Origin of the sequence: Seinonella peptonophila (assembly GCF_900129355.1) — a bacterium.
GTDB classification, from domain to species: domain Bacteria; phylum Bacillota; class Bacilli; order Thermoactinomycetales; family Thermoactinomycetaceae; genus Seinonella; species Seinonella peptonophila.
In genome coordinates this window covers 1-19210 of the sequence record NZ_FQVL01000015.1, presented here as the reverse complement: position 1 = coordinate 19210, position 19210 = coordinate 1, and the positions used below count along the sequence as shown (strand labels likewise).

Below are 19210 nucleotides of genomic sequence, written 5' to 3'. Positions count from 1 at the left end.
TACCTCCCCTAAATCTGTTGTAAAAAATGTAAAATAATAAATGAAAACAAGAGACTATCGAATCGATCTAGAATTCCCCCATGTCCGGGCAAAAGTGTTCCAGAATCCTTTACCCCTGAAGTTCGTTTCCATGCTGATTCAACCAAATCACCAATTTGACCAATTACTGATATTGTAAATCCAAATGCCAAAATGGTGAAAAGCGGTAAAAATTGAGGTACTGCTATTGCAAAGAGTACACTAATGATTAATGCTAACCCAATGCCGCCTAATGATCCTTCAATTGTTTTATTTGGACTAATTGCTGGCCATAACTTATGTTTGCCCAAATGTTTTCCAACAAAATATGCTCCTGTATCCGTTGCCCAGATTACGAGAATGATCAAAAGAGAGAAAAAAGTCCCATTTTCAGACCACATTAGCTCTAACATAAATGAGAAACCAAAACCTATGTATATTGAACCTACATATAGAAATGCCATCTGTTCTAAGTTAAAAGAATTACTACTAAAAAGCATAAGAATAAAAAGCAAGATCATACCGATCAAAAGAATATTAATCTCATCAAACAAAGATATAGGGGGAAGCACTTGCTGCCTTTTTAATCCGGCTAACAGCAACGCCCAAACGATCAAAAGATTGATCAGGACTTGTGGCATATCCCATCGTAGTCGCTTCATGCGACAATACTCCAAGTAGGCAACAGTTGCTAAAATGAATACCAGGACACTATACCACCATCCGCCTAACCATAATAGGCAGAGGAATCCAGCGGCTCCGATGATTCCTGTTATTACCCTTTGCTTCATTCACTCTTCTCCTGCCTTTAGGTTACGGCGCCATATCTACGCGTACGACTTTGAAACTCCTGGATCGCTTCAAATAACATATAAGAAGTAAAATCCGGCCATAGTGCATCTGTAAACCATAGCTCACTATAAGCTATTTGCCACAAAAGAAAATTACTAACTCTGACTTCACCACTCGTACGAATGACCATGTCAGGATCAGGTAAACCCTTTGTCAATAAATATTGACTAAATAACGACTCATCAATCATATCTGCATCGATTTGATTATTTTTTGCATCTTGAATCATCTGTTGTACTGCATGAATAATTTCGCCACGCGATCCATAATTGATCGCAAAATTAAGAATCAAACCTGTATTCTGCGCAGTCTGTTTTTCAAATTCAAGCAATGCTGCATAAGTTTCTTGTGGAGTTTGCTGTTTATCACCTAGCATCTGTACTTTCACATTACGCTCAATTAATTCTTTTAAGTCACTCTTTAAAAACTCAATTGGCAAACGCATTAAGTACTCAACCTCTTTCCGAGGTCGTTTCCAGTTCTCGGTTGAAAAAGAATAGAATGTTAAAACTGGCAGACCTATTTCATCTGCACTTCGAATGATTTCACGTATCCGCATCATCCCAGCAGCATGACCAGCCGTACGAGGCAGACCCCTTTTTCGCGCCCATCGACCATTTCCATCCGTAATAATCGCAATATGTTGGGGTAGTGGATGCTGCTTAATCGACGAGATTAGCGCTTCTTCATCCCGTTTTGTCTTAGCTGTCGGGTTAACAAGTCGTTTAAACGATTTTAACATATTAGTTCCTCCGCTATGAAACCTGTTTCAATTCATAACTTCACCCACAGTTTCCCACCCCGTGGGTGAAGGATTCTCCACTATATCTCCAACATTTCTTTTTCTTTATTAGCAATAATTCGGTCGATTTCCTTTATAAATTGATCTGTGAGTTTCTGAATTTCGTCCTGCCCTCGGCGTGCATCATCTTCTGGAATGTCTCCGTTTTTTTCCAATTTCTTAATTCCATCATTGGCATCGCGTCGAATATTACGAATCACAACTTTTGATTCTTCTCCTGTCTTCTTCACAACCTTTATCAATTCATTTCGACGCTCTTCTGTTAGTGCAGGGATCACAATGCGAATGACATTACCATCGTTACTAGGTGTAAAGCCGAGTTCCGAACGCAAAATTGCTTTTTCAACTTCGGCAAGGATCGACTGATCCCAAGGTTGAATGAGTAAGCTCCGCGGATCAGGACTGGAAATATTCGCCACTTGGTTTAATGGAGTGACAGCTCCATAATATTCTACTGTTACTTTATCCAAAATTGCTGGATTGGCTCTCCCAGCCCGAATTGTTGCTAGATCCTGTTTTAATACAAGGATTGTTTTATCCATTTTTTCTTTTGCCTTTGATTTTACATCAGACACCATTTTATTTCCTCCCTTTGTTTATGCCTTGTAATTGTAAAAAAGGGACACGTTGATGTGTCCCTTGGTATGTGCCATTAAGCCTTTTTCACTTGAGACATCACTTCTTCGACGAAGTTATCCTGGCGTTTTTCAATTCCTTCGCCTAATTCGTATCGAACAAAACGGCGAATTGTAATGTTCTCTCCGATTAAGTCAATTTGTTCTTTGACCAATTGATCAATGGTGCGACCCTTATGATCTGGATCATTTTTGACAAATTCTTGTTCTAGCAAACACACCTGTTTATAAAACTTGTCCAACCGACCATTGATGATATTATCAAGAAATTTCTCAGGCTTTCCTTCTTCAAGTGCTTGTTGGCGATACACTTCTTTTTCTTTAGCTAATATGTCTTCTGGCACATCTTCTCGACGAACATACTGTGGAGCTAAAGCAGCGATTTGCATAGCTACGTCCTTAACAAACGCGCGGAAGTTATCATTTTTTGCTACAAAATCTGTCTCACAATTCACTTCCAATAATACACCAATCCGTCCGCCTGCATGTATGTAGGATTCAACAATCCCTTCAGCAGCGACACGATCTGCTTTTTTGGCTGCTGAAGCAATTCCTTTTTCACGAAGATATGAAATCGCTTTTTCAATATCACCATTTGTCTCTGTAAGTGCTTTTTTACAATCCATAAAACCTGCACCAGTCTTGGTGCGGAGTTCCTTTACTAGCGATGCTGAAACTGTCATATGTCAACCTCCTTGTACACTACTAAAAACGGGGGAAGACTCAATCAGAGCCCTACGCCCCATTCTTATTTGATGAGTCTATTTTAAGAAGCACTGCTGCTTTGTTGTTGTTCGCCTTGTTTTCCTTCTAAAACAGCATCTGCAATTTTAGATGTGAAAAGTCGAACTGCTCGAATCGCATCATCGTTTCCAGGAATAATATGATCAATCTCATCTGGATCACAATTTGTATCCACAATAGAGATAATGGGTATATTCAACTTTCTCGCTTCAGCAACAGCAATTCGCTCTTTGCGCGGGTCAATGATAAAGATTGCATCTGGAAGTTTTTCCATCTGCTTAATTCCACCCAAGAACTTCTCAAGTTTAGCCTGTTCTTTTTTGAGTAAGACAACTTCTTTTTTAGGCAAAACTGCGAATGTTCCATCTTCCTCCATCCGCTCCAACTGATGCAATCGATCAATCCGTTTACGAATGGTTTGGAAATTGGTCAATGTTCCACCCAACCAACGATGATTTACATAAAACATATCACAACGTATTGCTTCTTCTTTGACAGCGTCTTGAGCTTGCTTCTTAGTTCCGACAAATAAGACGGTTCCACCATTACGAGCAATCTCACGTACAAAATGATAGGATTGCTCCATCATCTTTACTGTTTTTTGCAAATCAATAATGTAAATCCCATTACGTTCAGTAAAGATGTATTTGGACATCTTAGGGTTCCAGCGTCTTGTTTGATGTCCAAAATGAACACCTGCTTCTAATAGTTGCTTCATTGATACAACTGCCATCTTAAAATCCTCCCTTGGTTTGCACCTCCGCTAAGATCATAGTTTATAGAGAACCATGTGAGTGGCAACCCTCTATAACATCCCTCAGCGTGTGTTTTACAACAATGATGAATATACCATAGAGCCTTGTTCTTTCGCAAGAGTAATCAGGAATTTATAACGCTCTCTAACAAACCATAAGATCTCTATTAAAAATATAAAGGTTAGCACTCTTTTCTTGAAGAGAATTCACAAACAACCAATGAATACTGATATTGGCTTACAGGATATATTGGCTTAAATCCCGATCCCCTACAATATCCTTTAGACGATCTTTCACATACTCAGGTGTGATTGTAATATTTGTTGCTCCAAGATCAGGTGCTTCAAAAGATAACTCTTCTAAAAGCCGCTCAAGTATTGTATGAAGCCTTCGAGCCCCAATATTTTCAATGGTATGGTTTACTTCAGCTGCTAAATGTGCTATCTCACGAATCGCCTCAGTCGTGAATTCAACTGTAATCTTCTCTGTCTCTAATAAGGCAGTATATTGCTTAATTAACGCACTTTGTGGCTCTGTTAGGATTCGAACAAAGTCATCTCCAGTCAAATCCGAGAGCTCCACGCGAATTGGAAAACGACCTTGTAACTCAGGGATTAAATCAGATGGTTTTGCCACATGAAATGCACCTGCTGCAATAAACAAAATATGATCCGTTTTCACTGCCCCATACTTTGTCATAACTGTTGACCCTTCTATGATCGGCAAAATATCGCGCTGAACACCTTCTCGTGATACATCCGGACCTGATCGATCTTTTCCGGCAATTTTATCAAGTTCATCGATAAAGACAATCCCTGATTGCTCAACACGTTCTACCGATTCTTGTGTGACTTGATCCATATCGATCAACTTTTGACCCTCTTCTTGGATCAGAATTTCACGGGCTTCTCGGACAGTCAAGCGACGCTTTCTCTTTTTCTTGGGCAAGAACTGACCCATCATCTCTTGCATATTCATCCCCATCTGTTCGATCCCTGCACCTGCAAAAAGATCAAACATGGAAGATGATTGTTCTTCTACTTCAATTTCAATGATTTGCTCTTCCAGTTCCCCGTTTTTCAGACGTGCTTTCGTACGCTCCCGACGTTCTCTGAGTCCTGGTTGATCATCATGATCCGTTTTTTCTTGTGGACCAGCAGAAAAAATCATCTCAAGAGGGTTTTTAAAACCACGATTGGCACGTTTGCCTGGAACAAGGATTTCTACAATCCTCTCCTCTGCAAGTTGTGCTGCTTCAGGTTTTACTCGTTCGATCTTTTCAGCTTTTACCATTCTTACAGCCGTTTCTACCAGATCACGAATAATGGATTCAACATCGCGACCAACATAGCCTACTTCGGTAAATTTGGTTGCTTCACATTTAATAAAAGGTGCGCCAACCAACTTAGCTAATCGCCTAGCTATTTCAGTTTTTCCAACTCCTGTTGGGCCAATCATAAGAATATTCTTAGGAACGATCTCTTCACGCATTTCCCTTGACAGCAGGCTGCGGCGATAGCGATTCCGCAATGCAACGGCTACTGAACGTTTCGCTTGATCTTGCCCAATAATAAAACGATCAAGCTCAGCTACTATTTGTTTAGGGGTCCATTTTTCCTGTGGATTATTCATGATAACTCCTCCAACACAATCTGATCATTGGTATATACACAAATCTCACTTGCTATCGTAAGCGCCGCTTTGGCGATCTCCGCTGCAGATAGATCACTAGCATAACGAACCAAAGAGCGTCCAGCCGCTAAAGCGTAACTACCCCCTGACCCAATCGCCATCACTTCATCATCGGGCTCAATCACTTCGCCAGTTCCCGAAATTAATAACATATGGTCTTGATTGAGTACAATCAGCATCGCCTCTAATTTTCGCAAAATCTTATCTGCTCGCCATTCTTTTGCCAACTCAACTGCTGCTCGAGGTAAGTTACCATGATACTCTTCTAACTTTGCTTCAAATTTTTCAAACAATGTAATGGCATCGGCAACTGAACCTGCAAACCCAGCTAACACCTGATTTTTATAGAGTCTACGCACTTTTTTCGCTTTATGCTTCATTACCATTTGATTACCAAATGTAACCTGACCATCTCCAGCAATGGCTGCTTTGCCCCGATGCCGAACCGCAAAGATAGTTGTTGCATGCATGGATTGCATATGTCGGAACCCTCCTATTCCCATATCTACAATGACTAGAACACTGTTTTATATGGGAACTGCGATTTCTCTATTTTCAAAACTCAGTTAACGATCAGTCATATCATGAATGATCAATTTGACCTACAAAAAGCTGAATATGTTCAATGGCGCGTTTCGCATACTGCTCTGCTCTCTCTTTCTTAGAACGCGATGGCTCTGTTAAAGGTTCAAAAAGTCCAAAATTAGCATTCATCGGTTGAAAATGCTTTGGATCAGCTTGCGTAATATAATGAGCTAAGCTACCCATTGCGGTACTTGGTAGTGGAACAACTGGTTCTTGTCTGCTCATCATTCTTGCGGCATTGATTCCAGCAATCAAGCCAGATGCAGCAGATTCCACATAACCTTCTACACCTGTCATTTGCCCCGCAAAAAGCAATTCATCACGTGATCGAAACTGATACGTTGGTTTAAGTAAACGTGGTGAGTTAATAAATGTATTTCGATGCATGACCCCATATCGAACAATCTCCGCATTTTCCAGACCTGGAATAAGACGAAATACTTCCTTCTGAGCTCCCCATTTCAGATGCGTTTGAAAACCAACGATATTGAAAAGTGTACCTGATTGGTTATCTTGACGCAATTGGACTACGGCATAAGGACGTCTTCCTGTACGAGGATCTGTCAATCCTACCGGCTTTAATGCTCCAAATAATAAAGTCTTTGGTCCTCTTTTTGCCAAAACTTCAATTGGCATACAACCCTCAAAGTAAATCTCTTTTTCGAAATCTTTCAAAGGTGCGGTTTCAGCATGAATTAATGCTTCGTAAAATCGTTCAAATTCCTCTTTATTCATCGGACAATTAATATATGCAGCTTCTCCTTTATCATATCTAGAAGCAATAAAAACCTTTTCATCATCTATACTTTCTCTTTCCACAATTGGTGCAGCAGCATCGTAAAAATATAGATAATCTTCCCCTGTCAATTCCTGCAACTTAGTCGATAAAGTTGGCGAAGTAAGGGGCCCTGTAGCGATTACTGTTACCCCAGTAGGTAGAGTTGTCATTTCCTCATTCAGCACTTCAATCAACGGATGATGCCGCAGAGTTGAAGTGATCTCTGCTGAAAATGCTTCACGATCTACTGCCAATGCTCCTCCAGCAGGTACAGCATGACGATCAGCACACTTCATGATCAATGAATCCAACTGTCTCATTTCCTCTTTTAAAATGCCTACAGCATTTGTAAGTGCATTTGCTCGCAAAGAATTACTACATACCAATTCGGCAAATTGATCAGAACGGTGTGCAGGTGTTCGCTTTACAGGTCTCATCTCATAAAGCCGAACCTGTACTCCCCTTTTGGCTATTTGCCAAGCAGTCTCACTACCGGCTAATCCTGCCCCAATTACAGTGACATATGTCTGATGTTGACTCAATTCCTTATAACCTCCATCTACCATCAAGCTAAATACTTAATTCTCTTGTTCTTCTTCATTATTACATTGTGTGCATTGAATTAAGGTCCCATTTTTCTTCTTTTTCTCTACCATCAGACTACCACACCGAGGACATTTTTGCGGAACTGGACGATCCCATGAGACAAAGTCACATTCAGGAAATTGATCACATCCATAAAAAGTACGTTTTCTCTTAGTACTTTTACGCTCTACCACTTGTCCTTTTTCGCATTTCGGACAATTAACACCGATCTGCTTTAAAATCGGTTTTGTATTACGGCAATCTGGGAAAGCAGAACATGCTAAAAATTTCCCATAACGTCCTAATTTATATACCATCGGACTCCCACATTTTTCACAAAGCTCATCTGATACCTCATCTTTTACCTTTACTTCTTCCATTTCTTCCTCAGCTTTCCCTAATCGCTGCTGAAATGGCTTATAAAATTGATCCAAAATGTGAACCCAATTTAATCTTCCTTCTTCTATCTGATCTAGATCTGCTTCCATATTTACGGTGAATTCAATATTTAAAATCTCTGGAAAAAATTCTTCCATCAAGCCAATCACGATCTCTCCAAGCTCAGAGGGGATAAAGCGATTCTCTTCTAACAAAACATAGCCTCTTCGTTGAATCGTATGCAACGTAGGTGCATAAGTACTCGGTCGACCAATCCCCTGCTCCTCTAAAGTCTTCACTAAGCGCGCTTCTGTATAACGTGGAGGCGGCTGAGTAAAATGTTGCTTGGGAACGATATCTTTTTTCTTTAAATATTCGCCAACCTCTAAAGCAGGTAAAAAACTTTCCTCTTTCGCTTTTTGGTCATCGCTACCTTCTACATATACTTTCATAAAACCAGGAAACTTGATTTTCGAACCATTCGCCCGGAACCATGCTTCTCCTACACGTATATCGACCGCAACTGCATCAAGTACTGCTGATGCCATTTGACTTGCAACAAAACGTTCCCAGATTAATCGATAAAGTCGTAATTGGTCACGTGATAGATATTCTTTAAGAGAAGCAGGTGTCCGTAAAACTGAAGTGGGACGTACAGCCTCGTGGGCATCTTGAGCATTTGATTTCTTTTTTGCTGTACGAGGTTTCTTAGGAAGATAAGCTTCGCCATATGTATCTCGAATAAACCCCGCAGCCTCTTCTTGTGCAGTAGCTGAAATTCTGGTTGAGTCGGTGCGCATATAAGTAATCAAGCCCGTACTTCCTTGTTTTCCAAGTTCTACTCCTTCGTAAAGCTGTTGAGCGACTGCCATCGTTTTTTGTGCTCGAAACCTAAGCTTACGTGCTGCTTCTTGTTGAAGTGTACTGGTAATAAAAGGAGGTGCAGGATTTCGACGTCGCTGACTCTCTTTAATCGATTCGACGCGGAACCGTTTCCCTTTAATTGCTTCAAGTAATCTATGCACTTCTTCTTCGTTCTTTAGTTCTTTCTTTTCTTTACCATATCCAACAAATTTCGCTTCAATGGTATCAGAATTTTTGATTAATATAGCTGTAACTGTCCAATACTCTTCTGGTTTAAATTGGCGAATTTCCTTCTCTCGATCAATCACTAATTTAACCGCAATCGATTGTACTCGCCCAGCGCTCAATCCTTTTTTCACTTTTTTCCAAAGCAATGGACTAATCCCATAACCGACTAATCGATCCAATATTCGCCTGGCCTGCTGCGCATTCACAAGGTCCATATCAATATTTCTAGGGGTTTTAAAAGCGTTTTTTACGGCATCTTTTGTAATTTCATTAAACACTACTCGACATTTTTCAGTAAGGGGGACATCTAAGCTATGTGCTAAATGCCAAGCTATAGCCTCCCCTTCCCGATCGGGGTCAGCCGCTAAATATACTTTTTTCACTTTTTTACGTGCTTTTTTAAGTTCGGTAAGGATATTTCCTTTTCCACGAACAGTAATATATTTCGGAGAGTAGTAATTCTCCACATCAACGCCAAGCTGACTTTTTGGCAAATCCCGTACATGCCCCATGGAAGCTTTCACAATATATTTTTTCCCTAGATACTTTCCAATGGTTTTGGCTTTAGCAGGCGATTCGACAATTACCAATGAATCTGCCATCTAGAAAAGCCCTCCCCTCAAAAAATCAGATGTTCCTATTATTCCAGCAGTTTTTAGCCTTGTCAAACAATCAACAAAGCATACAAAAATTAGCATCCTAAATGATCTTTTTATCTTATTCAGGCGAGTACAGGAATCTGATCTTCCGATAAAACTATTTATTTACATCGTACTACCTTCATTCCAGGAACTGATTCAATATACCCTTTCATCTCTAATGAAAGAATCGCTTGATGGAAGCGAGGAAAAGTAAAATGAACAGCCACTTTTTCATATAATTGACTTAAATCAATTGGAGTATGGGGTATTTGCTGATACAAAACACCTTCATCATCCTCCATAATTGGCAACTCACACTGTTTTGTTTCGATTGTAGCAGCAACCATCGATCCTTCAAATTCTTCTAAAATATCTTGGCATTTTATAACACATTTCGCTCCCTGCTGGATTAATTGAAGCGTTCCTTCACTTTGTAATGAAGAAATCGGTCCAGGCACTGCAAACACTTCCCGATTTTGATCCAAACTATGATAAGCCGTTATGAGGGAACCACTCCTTGCAGCAGCCTCGATCACAAGACATCCGCGTGACAAACCACTAATAATGCGATTTCGTTGTGGGAAAAGGGCGGCAATCGGCGCTGTACCAGTCGGAGCTTCCGAGATTACTAAACCTGTCTCTATAATCTCATGATAAAGCTGTTGATTTCTTCTTGGATATATCACATCAATACCGCTACCTAATACAGCGATTGTTTTTCCTTGTTCTTTTAGAGCAGTTGAATGTGCAGTAGCATCGATGCCATAGGCCAAACCACTTACGATGATATATCCATGTTGAACTAATTCAGTTACGAGTAGCTTTGTTGATTGGACTCCATAGTGGGTAGGTTTTCTTGACCCGACGACTGCAAGCATAGAAGACGAAGAAAGTAACGTTCGATCCCCGCGTAAGTAAAGAACCCAAGGCGGTTGAGCAATTTCTCGTAGTTGTGGTGGATAATCATCATCCATAATCGTCATCACATCGATCAGTTGTGACTCCAAATATCGTTGTAGCCGCTCCATTTTTTCAATTGTATATTGTGTTGTTAACTTCTTGATTGTATCCGGTTTTATTTTCGTATGATTCAAACTATTTATGATAGTTTTTGATAACTCCTGACCAGGACGCCAACCTGCTTTCCAACAATGATTGATTACATGCCAGTTCGAAAGATGATGTAAATATATAAGACTCATCTTTTTATCCAAGGCATATCCTCCTCTCAGAATAAAATAGGGTCCCTAACTTAAGTAGTCGGAACCCCAGATGTTTATAATGAATGATTAGATCACTTCTTTTTGAACTCGGGCTAATAAACCATCGTTTTCTAAACGCTTCACCAATGTCTCCCCAATTACCGCAGGGGTAGGTGCTACTGTAACACCACAACGCTCCAAAGTAGCAATTTTTTCTGCTGCTGTTCCTTTTCCACCAGAGATAATTGCACCAGCATGTCCCATTCTCTTTCCTGGAGGTGCAGTCTGGCCACCAATAAAACCGACGACAGGTTTACTCATGTTGGATTTGATCCACTCCGCTGCCTCTTCTTCTGCGGTTCCACCAATCTCTCCAATCATGACAACAGCTTCAGTATCTTCATCTGCTTCAAAAGCAGCTAGACAATCAATAAAGTTGGTACCATTGACTGGGTCTCCACCAATTCCAACCGCTGTCGACTGTCCGATGTTTCGAGTTGTTAATTGATGAACAGCCTCATAAGTCAAAGTTCCAGAACGTGATACAATACCTACTTTTCCAGGCAAATGAATATATCCTGGCATAATTCCAATTTTACATTCACCAGGCGTAATCACCCCTGGACAGTTGGGTCCAACTAAACGTGTCTTTTTCCCTTCCAGATACCGTTTCACCTTTACCATATCGAGTACAGGAATACCTTCTGTAATACAAACTACTAAATCAAGCTCTGCATCTGCTGCTTCCATGATTGCATCAGCAGCAAATGCTGGTGGTACATAAATGACAGATGCAGTTGCACCAGTTGCGCTTACTGCTTGTTCTAGCGTATTAAACACAGGAACGCCTTCAATCTCAGTCCCACCTTTACCAGGTGTAACCCCACCAACCACTTTTGTACCATATTCAATTGCTTGTTTTGTATGGAAAAGACCTGCAGCCCCCGTAATCCCTTGAGTAATGACCTTGGTCTCCTTATTTACGAAAATACTCAACGAAAGCCCACCTTTCATCCTTAGAAAACTGTCGTATGAACAAGATTTTATTTCACTAGTTCAACAATCTTTTGTGCGCCATCTGCCATTGAATCAGCAGCAATAATATCTAACCTTGATTGCTGTAAGATTTCTTTTCCAAGATCAACATTTGTTCCCTCAAGTCGAACCACAAGGGGTCGATCTAGTTTTACTTGTTTTGCTGCTTCTACAACACCTGTTGCAATCACATCACACTTCATGATTCCACCAAAAATATTAACAAAGATGCCTTTCACGTTTTGATCAGACAGGATAATTTTAAATGCTTCCGTTACCTTTTCAGCTGTTGCGCTTCCACCAACATCTAAAAAGTTTGCAGGCTCTCCATCGAAATGCTTAATAATATCCATCGTAGCCATGGCAAGTCCAGCACCGTTAACCATACATCCTATATTTCCATCAAGTGCAATGTAGCTCAAATCATATTTTGAAGCCTCAATCTCTTTAGGGTCTTCCTCATCAAGATCACGTAATTCAGCAATATCTTTATGACGGAAAATGGCATTGGCATCAAAATTTAACTTTGCATCTAATGCCATTACACGACCATCAGAAGTCGTCACAAGTGGATTAATCTCTGCTAAAGAACAATCCTTATCAACAAATGCTTGATAAAGCGCCATCATGAAGCGAGCAGCTTTATTTACTTTATCGATAGGAATATTAATATTGTATGCGAGTCTACGCGCTTGGAACGGTAACAATCCTACAGCAGGATCGATCACTTCGCGAAAAATCTTTTCGGGTGTTTTCTCTGCTACTTCCTCAATCTCCGTTCCACCCTCTTCTGAACCCATCATCACAACACGGTTCGTTGAACGATCTATTACTACACCTATGTAATACTCTTTCTCAATTGGACAGCCCTCTTCAATCAGAAGACGCTTTACCTCTTTTCCTTCTGGTCCTGTTTGGTGCGTGACCAGTACCTTTCCTAGTAACTCTGTCGCGTAGGTACGAACTTCGTCTATATTCTTCGCTAACTTCACGCCACCCGCTTTTCCACGGCCTCCTGCATGAATTTGCGCTTTTACTACTTTTATATCACCGGATAGCTTCTCAGCTGCTGCTACTGCCTCCTCAGATGTAAAAGCAACGTATCCATTTGGCACATCTACACCATACTGTTTTAATACTTGTTTACCTTGATATTCATGAACATTCATTCCCTATCCTCCCATCATTGCTTCGCCCATTTTCTTGGGCGAACCACTTGCACTATTTGCAAGTATAGCGCAGAAAAGAACGCTTTGCCAACTCCCTTCATTGACCAAAGCGTCCCGAAATAAAAGGCTGTTCAATTTTCAGTAAAAAAATCTTAACATTTAACGTTCAGATCGTCCATCTTTACGCTGACCGGATGAACGAAAACCCAGATTCCCATCTAGTCGTAAGCCTTTCCAAGTTTCAGGATTCTCCTTAATCATCTGATAATCAGTACATTGTTGACCCACATCTTGTAAAAAGCGATGTACCTCCAATATCGCTTGTCGCTCTATGGCTTGTCGCACATCATCTTGTACGGTTTGATTTAGTTGACTGTTCACCATTAATAAACTTTTGCTTATTTTGGAAACAATCGCACGAATCTCTTTCGCATTAGCTAAAAAGTCTTGCTCTGATTCAGTAACCCGTTCAAATAATTCCTGTAACTGTATTTTTTTTCTATTCGGATGGTCTTTCTCTATAGCACTCAACAATTTTCCCTTATAGTGAACCTCAACTGGCCAGACCCGTAAAAAATCTGTATAATCTTCTGCTTGATCCTTAGGCTGAACTTTTTGTTCATCCAATTGTACCGTTAATGTTGACAGTTTTTCCGCTAAAGGTTTGATCAACTCACAAATTTCTGTTAAAATTCTCTCTTGGTTCGCTAGAGGTTGTTCGCGAATATGATGAATGATTTCGAGTTGCTTTGAGAGTTCTTCTAATCCTTCCAATCCTTCACGCATTTGATCAGGCGTAAAATTCTGCTGATTCCATTCTCCAGTATAGACTGGAATCAGCATATTCATTTTTTCATTTAATGATTGCTTTTCACCCATATTCTATTACCTCGATCTTTCTCCCCCTCTATCCTTTATAAACCCTGTTTTTTCTCTGATTTTTTGTGTGATTTTACTTAATCTAAAAGAAAAATTGGGGTATTTCTTTTTACGGGATTCCTTTCCTTTTTGCCTAATTTGATTTCGTTGATGTTTGATCTGATGAGATTGAACATTTTGTGTAACACTACTTACTGAAGGGACACGTGGAACTTTTATGCCACGTTGGGAAAGGACAATTAATGTATCAACAAGATGGTTCACCTTCTTGACCAAAACAAAAAAAGATGCTAAATTATCTGAGGTCTTCCTTGATTGACTAATATGGGTAAGTTTTGCGGAGAAGTTTTGAAGTAATTCTTCTAAATGAGTCATCTGATTTTTTAAACGTAACTCAGTCTGTTTTCGATTTTCAGCTGCCCGCTTTTTCTTTTCCTTAGCCCTCTTTAACATCTCTTTTAAGAGATTTTGTTTGGTTTGCTCTGGGTTATTTTTTTTCGTATCTTGTTCCATCTGATTTAACTTCTTAGCATTTTGCTGCGCTCTATCAATTTCATGTGCAGCAACTTCTAATGAAACTGGAGGTATTTCATCACTTTGATCCTGATGATGGATTTTATCGCCGAAATTTTCCAATACAACCAATGATGATGTGGATTGGGGATCTTGAAACTCATCTTTAACAACAGATACTTCTTCAGAATGGGTCTCCTTTAGCTGTTTTCCCATTTCCCTTCCCCCCAAGAATACGTCTTAAATCTTATATATAATTTTACAATCGTTTAATCTATTATACAAATGTTTCTTTTTATATCCTTTTGGAAGATTTCTATCCATTTACCTTGCGGCACTATATCGCAATCATTCAATCTCAAACAATAATCAAGATCAGACTTCTTCCCTCGACTCTGTAAGCGCTTTCCAGCAACTCCTTCCAAACACCATGCTCTCCAATCATACTGAACTGATGAAGCCTTTATTAATAGAATTTTAGCAAAATCATCCAGCTCAATCTTTGCACTTCCTTCTATTAATCCCTTTATGATGAATCCTGCAGCCAAACCATCTTCAAGAGAAAACTGACCCCTGGTTCCTGCACAGAGTAATAAAATATCATTTTCTAATTGCCTTGCTTGATCAACAACAGCCTGTAAATTTAAAAATGAACCAATTAAGATGGAGGAAGCCTGTTGCGCTCTTTGGATGGCTCTTGTTCCATTTGTCGTACTCTGAATGATTCGTTTTTCATTTAGTTTCATGTTTAATAAAGCCGTAGGTGAATTATCAATATCAAAATTAGCAATCGGCTTCCCCATATATTCTCCTGCAAGTAAATCTTCAGGTTTAGCTAGTTCAAACGCAGTTATTTCTGACTCCACAGGAATAACGGACTGGCAACCTTTCCAGATTGCCGTCACAATAAAGCTAGTAGCTCGGAAAATATCTAGTAAAATGACTGTTCGATCTTGACACATTGAAACATCTAATACCTGATAAAAAGGAACAGCGGAAACTTTCATTGCCTTTATCACCACCATCCAAATGTATCGGCTCTCAAACCATGGCGTAGTGCCTCAACCGATAATGCTTCATCTGGAGCGATATTTCCTAAATTTACATTTTGACCGATCAAATGCAGAAGAGCTACTTGCTGTTTTTTGAGTGGTGCCTCCCAAATCATTCGTTCTCCACCCACTTGTTTGATGATCTGTTGCACATATGTATGATCAAGTTCTCCATTTTGGTCATACATCCCAATGTTCATTCCACTCTCACGTCCTTCTATGATTACATAATCAGCACCTGCATCTAAATCACGCCTATATTGGGTACAACAATCTTTCCAAGGGATGACGACTCCAGCTTCTTTCTTCCCAATCTCTGTTATCACATGCAATCCTTTTTCCTTTGCTGCTTTTATCCATTTTTCCCGCTGTTCTTTCGAAAAGGAGTAAGAACCATCTGAAATCTCAATCCAAGAAAATCCCCATTGTATGACTAGTTCAAAATATCGTTCAACTTTATTTTGAGCAGCATAATACTCAAACAATGTTCCACCAGGATAAAGATTAATTTGGCACTGTTTGGCGATCACCTGCTTCTTTGTTAAGTGCGCCTGTTTGAGCAATCTTGCTGTACCAAATCCTAACTTAACAAAATCAACATATTCTTCAACCATTTCCGCCCAATCCGTAAAAGCATGAACCCCTAAACCTTTATCCATCACCATCGTAACACCTTGTGTTCGTGGTTTCACTTGACGAATCGTTTTACTTTGTTTTTTCATCCCCATATACACCACCTTACACAATAAAACCGATCCAAAAGTATGCGGATCGGTTCATTTTATGTATCTTACATCACAAGTTGTACAATCGTTACAATTACAAAAACACCCATTAAAATGACGGTAGCTGCGGTCGCGGCAGCAAGAAAATCGGTAAAATCATTTTCTTTGTTCTCATGTTCTTCGGGACGCATCTTGATACCCTCCGTTCCGTGATCTTCTATTATCTAGTATATCATGATCGACAAACATCATTCTGTCAATCTCTTGACAATAAGAATGAAAAATCACTCTCTGGTCGATAAATAAACATAACATTTTCCATCAGAAGGGAAGTCGATTAAATTGTTAAAATCCTACCGTTTCTGGGGCTATTTACTCATATGCTTTGCTTTAGGTGCTTTTCTTCTTCAATCATACTTAGGTAAAGATCGCTTTAGCCAAGGTGAATTAAAGCCAGTTCAAGAATTCCATTTATTCACGGTTGAATTTAAAAGCCATGGAACTGAAGTATATCGCTGGGATCCAGGAACCATTGTCGTCAAGAAAGAGCAACCTGTTCGTCTCCATTTACATGGGCTAAATGGGGCGCAACATCATTTTTCCATCCCTGACACGCAAGTTCGAGGTGTTGTACAAAAAGGTCAAGTTACTACTGTAGAATTCACCCCAACACGTGAAGGCACCTATCCACTCATTTGTCATAATCACCAAAATGCAACTACTCAAGGGCCAATGATTGGCTATATCCAAGTCGTAGACGACTAATTCATTTTTCGTGAAAGACCTCTTCATCTAATATGGAAGAGGTCTTGTTAAATTAGACTAGGCAAAATCTAGATTGCGGACTGATGGCATCCAACTTTGTAAACATCACAATATGATCAATTCCATATTGATTCTGGAAAACCTCCCCATATTCTTGAAAACCCAGTTTTTGATAGTAGAAACGTGCTGATAATCGAGCATTACACCAAAGCAGCTCAGCAGACTGTTCTTTTAAAATTACTTTAGCAGCTTGAATGATCTCTCGTCCAAAACCCCTTTTTTGATATGCTGGTTCTGTAACCATTCCTCGAAGCTGATACGATTTTACACTATGAATCGTATGATGTGAGTGTTGATAAAAAGACCCTATGCAAACCAATAAGCTCTGATCATATATGCCCAAATGAAATGTTTCTTCTGCAAAATCACCATCAAACCAACATGTCTCAAGCGGTTCCCCTGGACGCAATATTTTGTGGCGCAATGGATATGTATCCTCAGCTTCTATCATTTTCACTTCCATCTTTTTAAACTCCTTAGGTCACTAATAAAAAAAGCTATGATGATTTCGGTTATATTACATAATTTGATAAAATAAGACTACTAGAATCAGGAGGGGTTTATTTGAATATACATTTTTCTTCACCACACCAATATTTATTTTTTCATTATCATATTAAACATTTACTTGTCATTTGGAAAAAAGAGCTTAGAAAAGATATATATATTGTCCAAGATGACAATGAGGAGTCCATCACTGTTAAATATCCTGGTGAAACTTATCGGGAGCGAGTGTTACAAGAGATCGAAGCTGTCTTCTTCCAAACACTAGAAATGGATCAGGAATTGTTTCAGGTCCATTTGGTTGCTACTTTCCCATATCAGAATCAATTAATCGGTATTTATCAGGATGCAAAAGATAGCCAAAAACAACCATTCTTATTTGCCATTGTTGACGAGGAGTTACAAGAGCTAACAGATCAAGAGTATGAGCAAGCTTGGCATATTGCCTTGCAAGAATTTCCCGAATATTTCAGATTAGAGGAGCGATAAAGATTGGATGATCAGAATATATTGAATACTCCCTCCACCTACGCTAACGCTAAGAGGTGGGGGATTCTTGGGAACTCCCATCTACTGACGGGATATTAACCAAGCTATACCGCCATCCCAGCGGCAATTAATCTTATACCTTCTTGCAAGATGTTAGTAGCAGCGTTAATGTCCCTGTCATGTTCTGTATGACATTCAGGGCATTCCCACTTTCTAAGGTTCAGGTTTTCACTTCTTTGTTCTGTAGCCACAGCAAGAACATAATTGGCTGGATGGGAAGGTTTTCCCTACTTTCACAATGGTTCTTCCGAACCATTCCGCCTTGTATTCCAACATGGTTACAAATTCTGACCAAGAAGCATCTGTGATGGATTTAGCTAAGTTATGGTTTTTGACCATATTAGCGACTTCCAAGTTGCATGGTTGAACAAAATCATCAACGGAACCGTTAAACAAGGAGCTGGAAAGCTCTATCAAAAGAAAAAGAAATGGTATTTTGCGATTCCAATCACTTGGAATGTGGAATCGACTCAAGATGAGAAAATCATGGGCATTGACTTAGGTCTTCGTTATCTAGCTGTTGCTAGAAGTCATTTCAAAACTCATATTTATACAAGATAACAAATAAGCATTCATACGATGAACAGGGAGGCAATGGTTCGCAGCGGAACGACTGTTGGGCTACGAGAGCCAGCCGTGTTAGCAAAATCCGGGCGAGGACTGTTTGAGGCGTAGCAGAGTTCCACAGCCCTTTTGCGAGCGGCTGGGTCGTCATTTCTACTTCGATTGTAGTCCAACTCGGAGATGGAGCGTGATCCATGACGACCGAACTTTGACAATGGATTCATACTCACCTAAAAATGATTGAATTTTTAAATTATTTCGGTCGAATAATTCGGCAAAAAGTACACCTCGCTATTACATTACCGAATATAGGTTTTTGCAGAGTTTAGAAAGAAATCACGAATGCGAATGCGTTGTGCAGGATGCATCTCTAATTGTTTCAGCTCATCTTTTTCAAAAAAGTTGAGTTGAGTTGACTCGGAACTCAATATTAATTTCCCTCCCACAATGGAACAAGCAGAACAAATGGAAAACTGTTGTCGAACCTCTCCATCCGAATAAGCAATCACATGTTGTGGATCTATATAGATCATCGGTTAACTCTAAGCCGCTTTCTTCTTTTACTTCAGATACCTTGGTTCTCGTTATCGAGTGAGTTACAGGTTCAATCCTGTTGTCTGTTCCATATTAGAAAAC

The 19210-nt window shown here is 39.7% G+C and carries 21 protein-coding genes and 2 pseudogenes; 3 read left to right on the top strand and 20 right to left on the bottom strand.

What is annotated here, in order from left to right; all coding sequences use genetic code 11:
* Positions 1-8: 8 nt before the first annotated feature.
* The 17 genes from BUB71_RS16380 to BUB71_RS20245 form a co-directional block, all read right to left on the bottom strand.
* Positions 9-809 (bottom strand): phosphatidate cytidylyltransferase, encoded by an 801-nt coding sequence (locus tag BUB71_RS16380; RefSeq protein WP_073157387.1) that lies wholly within the window; start codon positions 807-809, stop codon positions 9-11.
* Positions 810-826: 17 nt separating this feature from the next.
* Positions 827-1612, bottom strand: coding sequence for an isoprenyl transferase (locus tag BUB71_RS16375; protein WP_073157383.1), 786 nt, complete (start codon positions 1610-1612; stop codon positions 827-829).
* A gap of 80 nt (positions 1613-1692) precedes the next feature.
* Positions 1693-2250: a ribosome recycling factor gene (gene frr / locus BUB71_RS16370; RefSeq protein ID WP_073157380.1), complete on the bottom strand. Its 558-nt coding sequence runs from the start codon at positions 2248-2250 to the stop codon at positions 1693-1695.
* A gap of 74 nt (positions 2251-2324) precedes the next feature.
* Entirely contained in the window at positions 2325-2990 is a 666-nt protein-coding gene (gene tsf / locus BUB71_RS16365) for a translation elongation factor Ts (protein ID WP_073157376.1), read from the bottom strand.
* A gap of 83 nt (positions 2991-3073) precedes the next feature.
* On the bottom strand, positions 3074-3784 hold the full coding sequence (gene rpsB / locus BUB71_RS16360) for a 30S ribosomal protein S2 (RefSeq protein WP_073157373.1): 711 nt from the start codon (positions 3782-3784) through the stop codon (positions 3074-3076).
* A gap of 259 nt (positions 3785-4043) precedes the next feature.
* Positions 4044-5438, bottom strand: coding sequence for an ATP-dependent protease ATPase subunit HslU (gene hslU, locus BUB71_RS16355; protein ID WP_073157370.1), 1395 nt, complete (start codon positions 5436-5438; stop codon positions 4044-4046).
* A complete protein-coding gene (gene hslV / locus BUB71_RS16350; protein WP_073157367.1) occupies positions 5435-5977 on the bottom strand; it encodes an ATP-dependent protease subunit HslV in 543 nt (180 codons plus the stop codon). Before hslV ends, hslU begins: the two co-directional genes overlap by 4 nt.
* A gap of 103 nt (positions 5978-6080) precedes the next feature.
* Entirely contained in the window at positions 6081-7403 is a 1323-nt protein-coding gene (gene trmFO, locus BUB71_RS16345; protein WP_245815682.1) for an FADH(2)-oxidizing methylenetetrahydrofolate--tRNA-(uracil(54)-C(5))-methyltransferase TrmFO, read from the bottom strand.
* Positions 7404-7439: 36 nt separating this feature from the next.
* Entirely contained in the window at positions 7440-9518 is a 2079-nt protein-coding gene (gene topA / locus BUB71_RS16340) for a type I DNA topoisomerase (RefSeq protein ID WP_073157360.1), read from the bottom strand.
* A gap of 158 nt (positions 9519-9676) precedes the next feature.
* A complete protein-coding gene (gene dprA, locus BUB71_RS16335; protein WP_073157356.1) occupies positions 9677-10771 on the bottom strand; it encodes a DNA-processing protein DprA in 1095 nt (364 codons plus the stop codon).
* A gap of 75 nt (positions 10772-10846) precedes the next feature.
* The gene (gene sucD / locus BUB71_RS16330; protein ID WP_073157353.1) at positions 10847-11755 is read right to left on the bottom strand and encodes a succinate--CoA ligase subunit alpha; all 909 of its coding nucleotides are present in this window, start codon (positions 11753-11755) and stop codon (positions 10847-10849) included.
* A gap of 47 nt (positions 11756-11802) precedes the next feature.
* Entirely contained in the window at positions 11803-12963 is a 1161-nt protein-coding gene (gene sucC, locus BUB71_RS16325) for an ADP-forming succinate--CoA ligase subunit beta (RefSeq protein WP_073157350.1), read from the bottom strand.
* Between the two features lie 159 nt (positions 12964-13122).
* Positions 13123-13842, bottom strand: a complete 720-nt coding sequence (locus tag BUB71_RS16320; RefSeq protein WP_073157345.1) for a DUF72 domain-containing protein — start codon at positions 13840-13842, stop codon at positions 13123-13125.
* 6 nt (positions 13843-13848) lie between these two features.
* Positions 13849-14571, bottom strand: a complete 723-nt coding sequence (locus tag BUB71_RS16315) for a hypothetical protein (RefSeq protein ID WP_073157341.1) — start codon at positions 14569-14571, stop codon at positions 13849-13851.
* A 53-nt stretch (positions 14572-14624) separates the two neighbouring features.
* Complete coding sequence (locus tag BUB71_RS16310; RefSeq protein WP_073157338.1) at positions 14625-15362, bottom strand: 2-phosphosulfolactate phosphatase; 738 nt, start codon at positions 15360-15362, stop codon at positions 14625-14627.
* Between the two features lie 8 nt (positions 15363-15370).
* Positions 15371-16129, bottom strand: a complete 759-nt coding sequence (gene comA / locus BUB71_RS16305) for a phosphosulfolactate synthase (RefSeq protein WP_175552404.1) — start codon at positions 16127-16129, stop codon at positions 15371-15373.
* A 68-nt stretch (positions 16130-16197) separates the two neighbouring features.
* Complete coding sequence (locus BUB71_RS20245; protein WP_281248220.1) at positions 16198-16323, bottom strand: hypothetical protein; 126 nt, start codon at positions 16321-16323, stop codon at positions 16198-16200.
* Between the two features lie 151 nt (positions 16324-16474).
* Here BUB71_RS20245 and BUB71_RS16300 point away from each other — a divergent pair, with 151 nt between their 5' ends.
* A complete protein-coding gene (locus BUB71_RS16300) occupies positions 16475-16897 on the top strand; it encodes a cupredoxin domain-containing protein (protein ID WP_073157330.1) in 423 nt (140 codons plus the stop codon).
* Positions 16898-16949: 52 nt separating this feature from the next.
* Here the strand turns inward: BUB71_RS16300 and BUB71_RS16295 are convergent, their stop codons facing one another.
* Positions 16950-17420, bottom strand: coding sequence for a GNAT family N-acetyltransferase (locus BUB71_RS16295; RefSeq protein WP_073157325.1), 471 nt, complete (start codon positions 17418-17420; stop codon positions 16950-16952).
* A 101-nt stretch (positions 17421-17521) separates the two neighbouring features.
* Here BUB71_RS16295 and BUB71_RS16290 point away from each other — a divergent pair, with 101 nt between their 5' ends.
* Positions 17522-17950, top strand: a complete 429-nt coding sequence (locus BUB71_RS16290; RefSeq protein ID WP_073157321.1) for a hypothetical protein — start codon at positions 17522-17524, stop codon at positions 17948-17950.
* Positions 17951-18054: 104 nt separating this feature from the next.
* Here BUB71_RS16290 and BUB71_RS20090 read toward each other — a convergent pair.
* A pseudogene (locus BUB71_RS20090) lies at positions 18055-18367 on the bottom strand (RNA-guided endonuclease TnpB family protein); the annotation flags it as partial.
* On the opposite strand from BUB71_RS20090, the pseudogene BUB71_RS16280 reads away from it, so the two are divergent.
* Positions 18359-18535 (top strand): annotated as a pseudogene (locus BUB71_RS16280) (acryloyl-CoA reductase); the annotation flags it as partial. The pseudogenes BUB71_RS20090 and BUB71_RS16280 sit on opposite strands and share 9 nt — an antisense overlap.
* A gap of 338 nt (positions 18536-18873) precedes the next feature.
* Here the strand turns inward: BUB71_RS16280 and BUB71_RS16275 are convergent.
* Entirely contained in the window at positions 18874-19107 is a 234-nt protein-coding gene (locus BUB71_RS16275; RefSeq protein WP_073157313.1) for an NUDIX hydrolase, read from the bottom strand.
* Positions 19108-19210 lie beyond the last annotated feature (103 nt).

Coding starts and splice junctions, on each gene's coding strand:
- BUB71_RS16380 (WP_073157387.1), bottom strand. CDS start 809: ATGAAGCAAAGGGTAATAACAGGAATCATCGGAGCCGCTGGATTCCTC.
- BUB71_RS16375 (WP_073157383.1), bottom strand. CDS start 1,612: ATGTTAAAATCGTTTAAACGACTTGTTAACCCGACAGCTAAGACAAAA.
- frr (WP_073157380.1), bottom strand. CDS start 2,250: ATGGTGTCTGATGTAAAATCAAAGGCAAAAGAAAAAATGGATAAAACA.
- tsf (WP_073157376.1), bottom strand. CDS start 2,990: ATGACAGTTTCAGCATCGCTAGTAAAGGAACTCCGCACCAAGACTGGT.
- rpsB (WP_073157373.1), bottom strand. CDS start 3,784: ATGGCAGTTGTATCAATGAAGCAACTATTAGAAGCAGGTGTTCATTTT.
- hslU (WP_073157370.1), bottom strand. CDS start 5,438: ATGAATAATCCACAGGAAAAATGGACCCCTAAACAAATAGTAGCTGAG.
- hslV (WP_073157367.1), bottom strand. CDS start 5,977: ATGCAATCCATGCATGCAACAACTATCTTTGCGGTTCGGCATCGGGGC.
- topA (WP_073157360.1), bottom strand. CDS start 9,518: ATGGCAGATTCATTGGTAATTGTCGAATCGCCTGCTAAAGCCAAAACC.
- sucC (WP_073157350.1), bottom strand. CDS start 12,963: ATGAATGTTCATGAATATCAAGGTAAACAAGTATTAAAACAGTATGGT.
- BUB71_RS16320 (WP_073157345.1), bottom strand. CDS start 13,842: ATGGGTGAAAAGCAATCATTAAATGAAAAAATGAATATGCTGATTCCA.
- BUB71_RS16315 (WP_073157341.1), bottom strand. CDS start 14,571: ATGGGAAAACAGCTAAAGGAGACCCATTCTGAAGAAGTATCTGTTGTT.
- BUB71_RS16310 (WP_073157338.1), bottom strand. CDS start 15,362: ATGAAAGTTTCCGCTGTTCCTTTTTATCAGGTATTAGATGTTTCAATG.
- comA (WP_175552404.1), bottom strand. CDS start 16,129: ATGAAAAAACAAAGTAAAACGATTCGTCAAGTGAAACCACGAACACAA.
- BUB71_RS20245 (WP_281248220.1), bottom strand. CDS start 16,323: ATGCGTCCCGAAGAACATGAGAACAAAGAAAATGATTTTACCGATTTT.
- BUB71_RS16295 (WP_073157325.1), bottom strand. CDS start 17,420: ATGGAAGTGAAAATGATAGAAGCTGAGGATACATATCCATTGCGCCAC.
- BUB71_RS16275 (WP_073157313.1), bottom strand. CDS start 19,107: ATGATCTATATAGATCCACAACATGTGATTGCTTATTCGGATGGAGAG.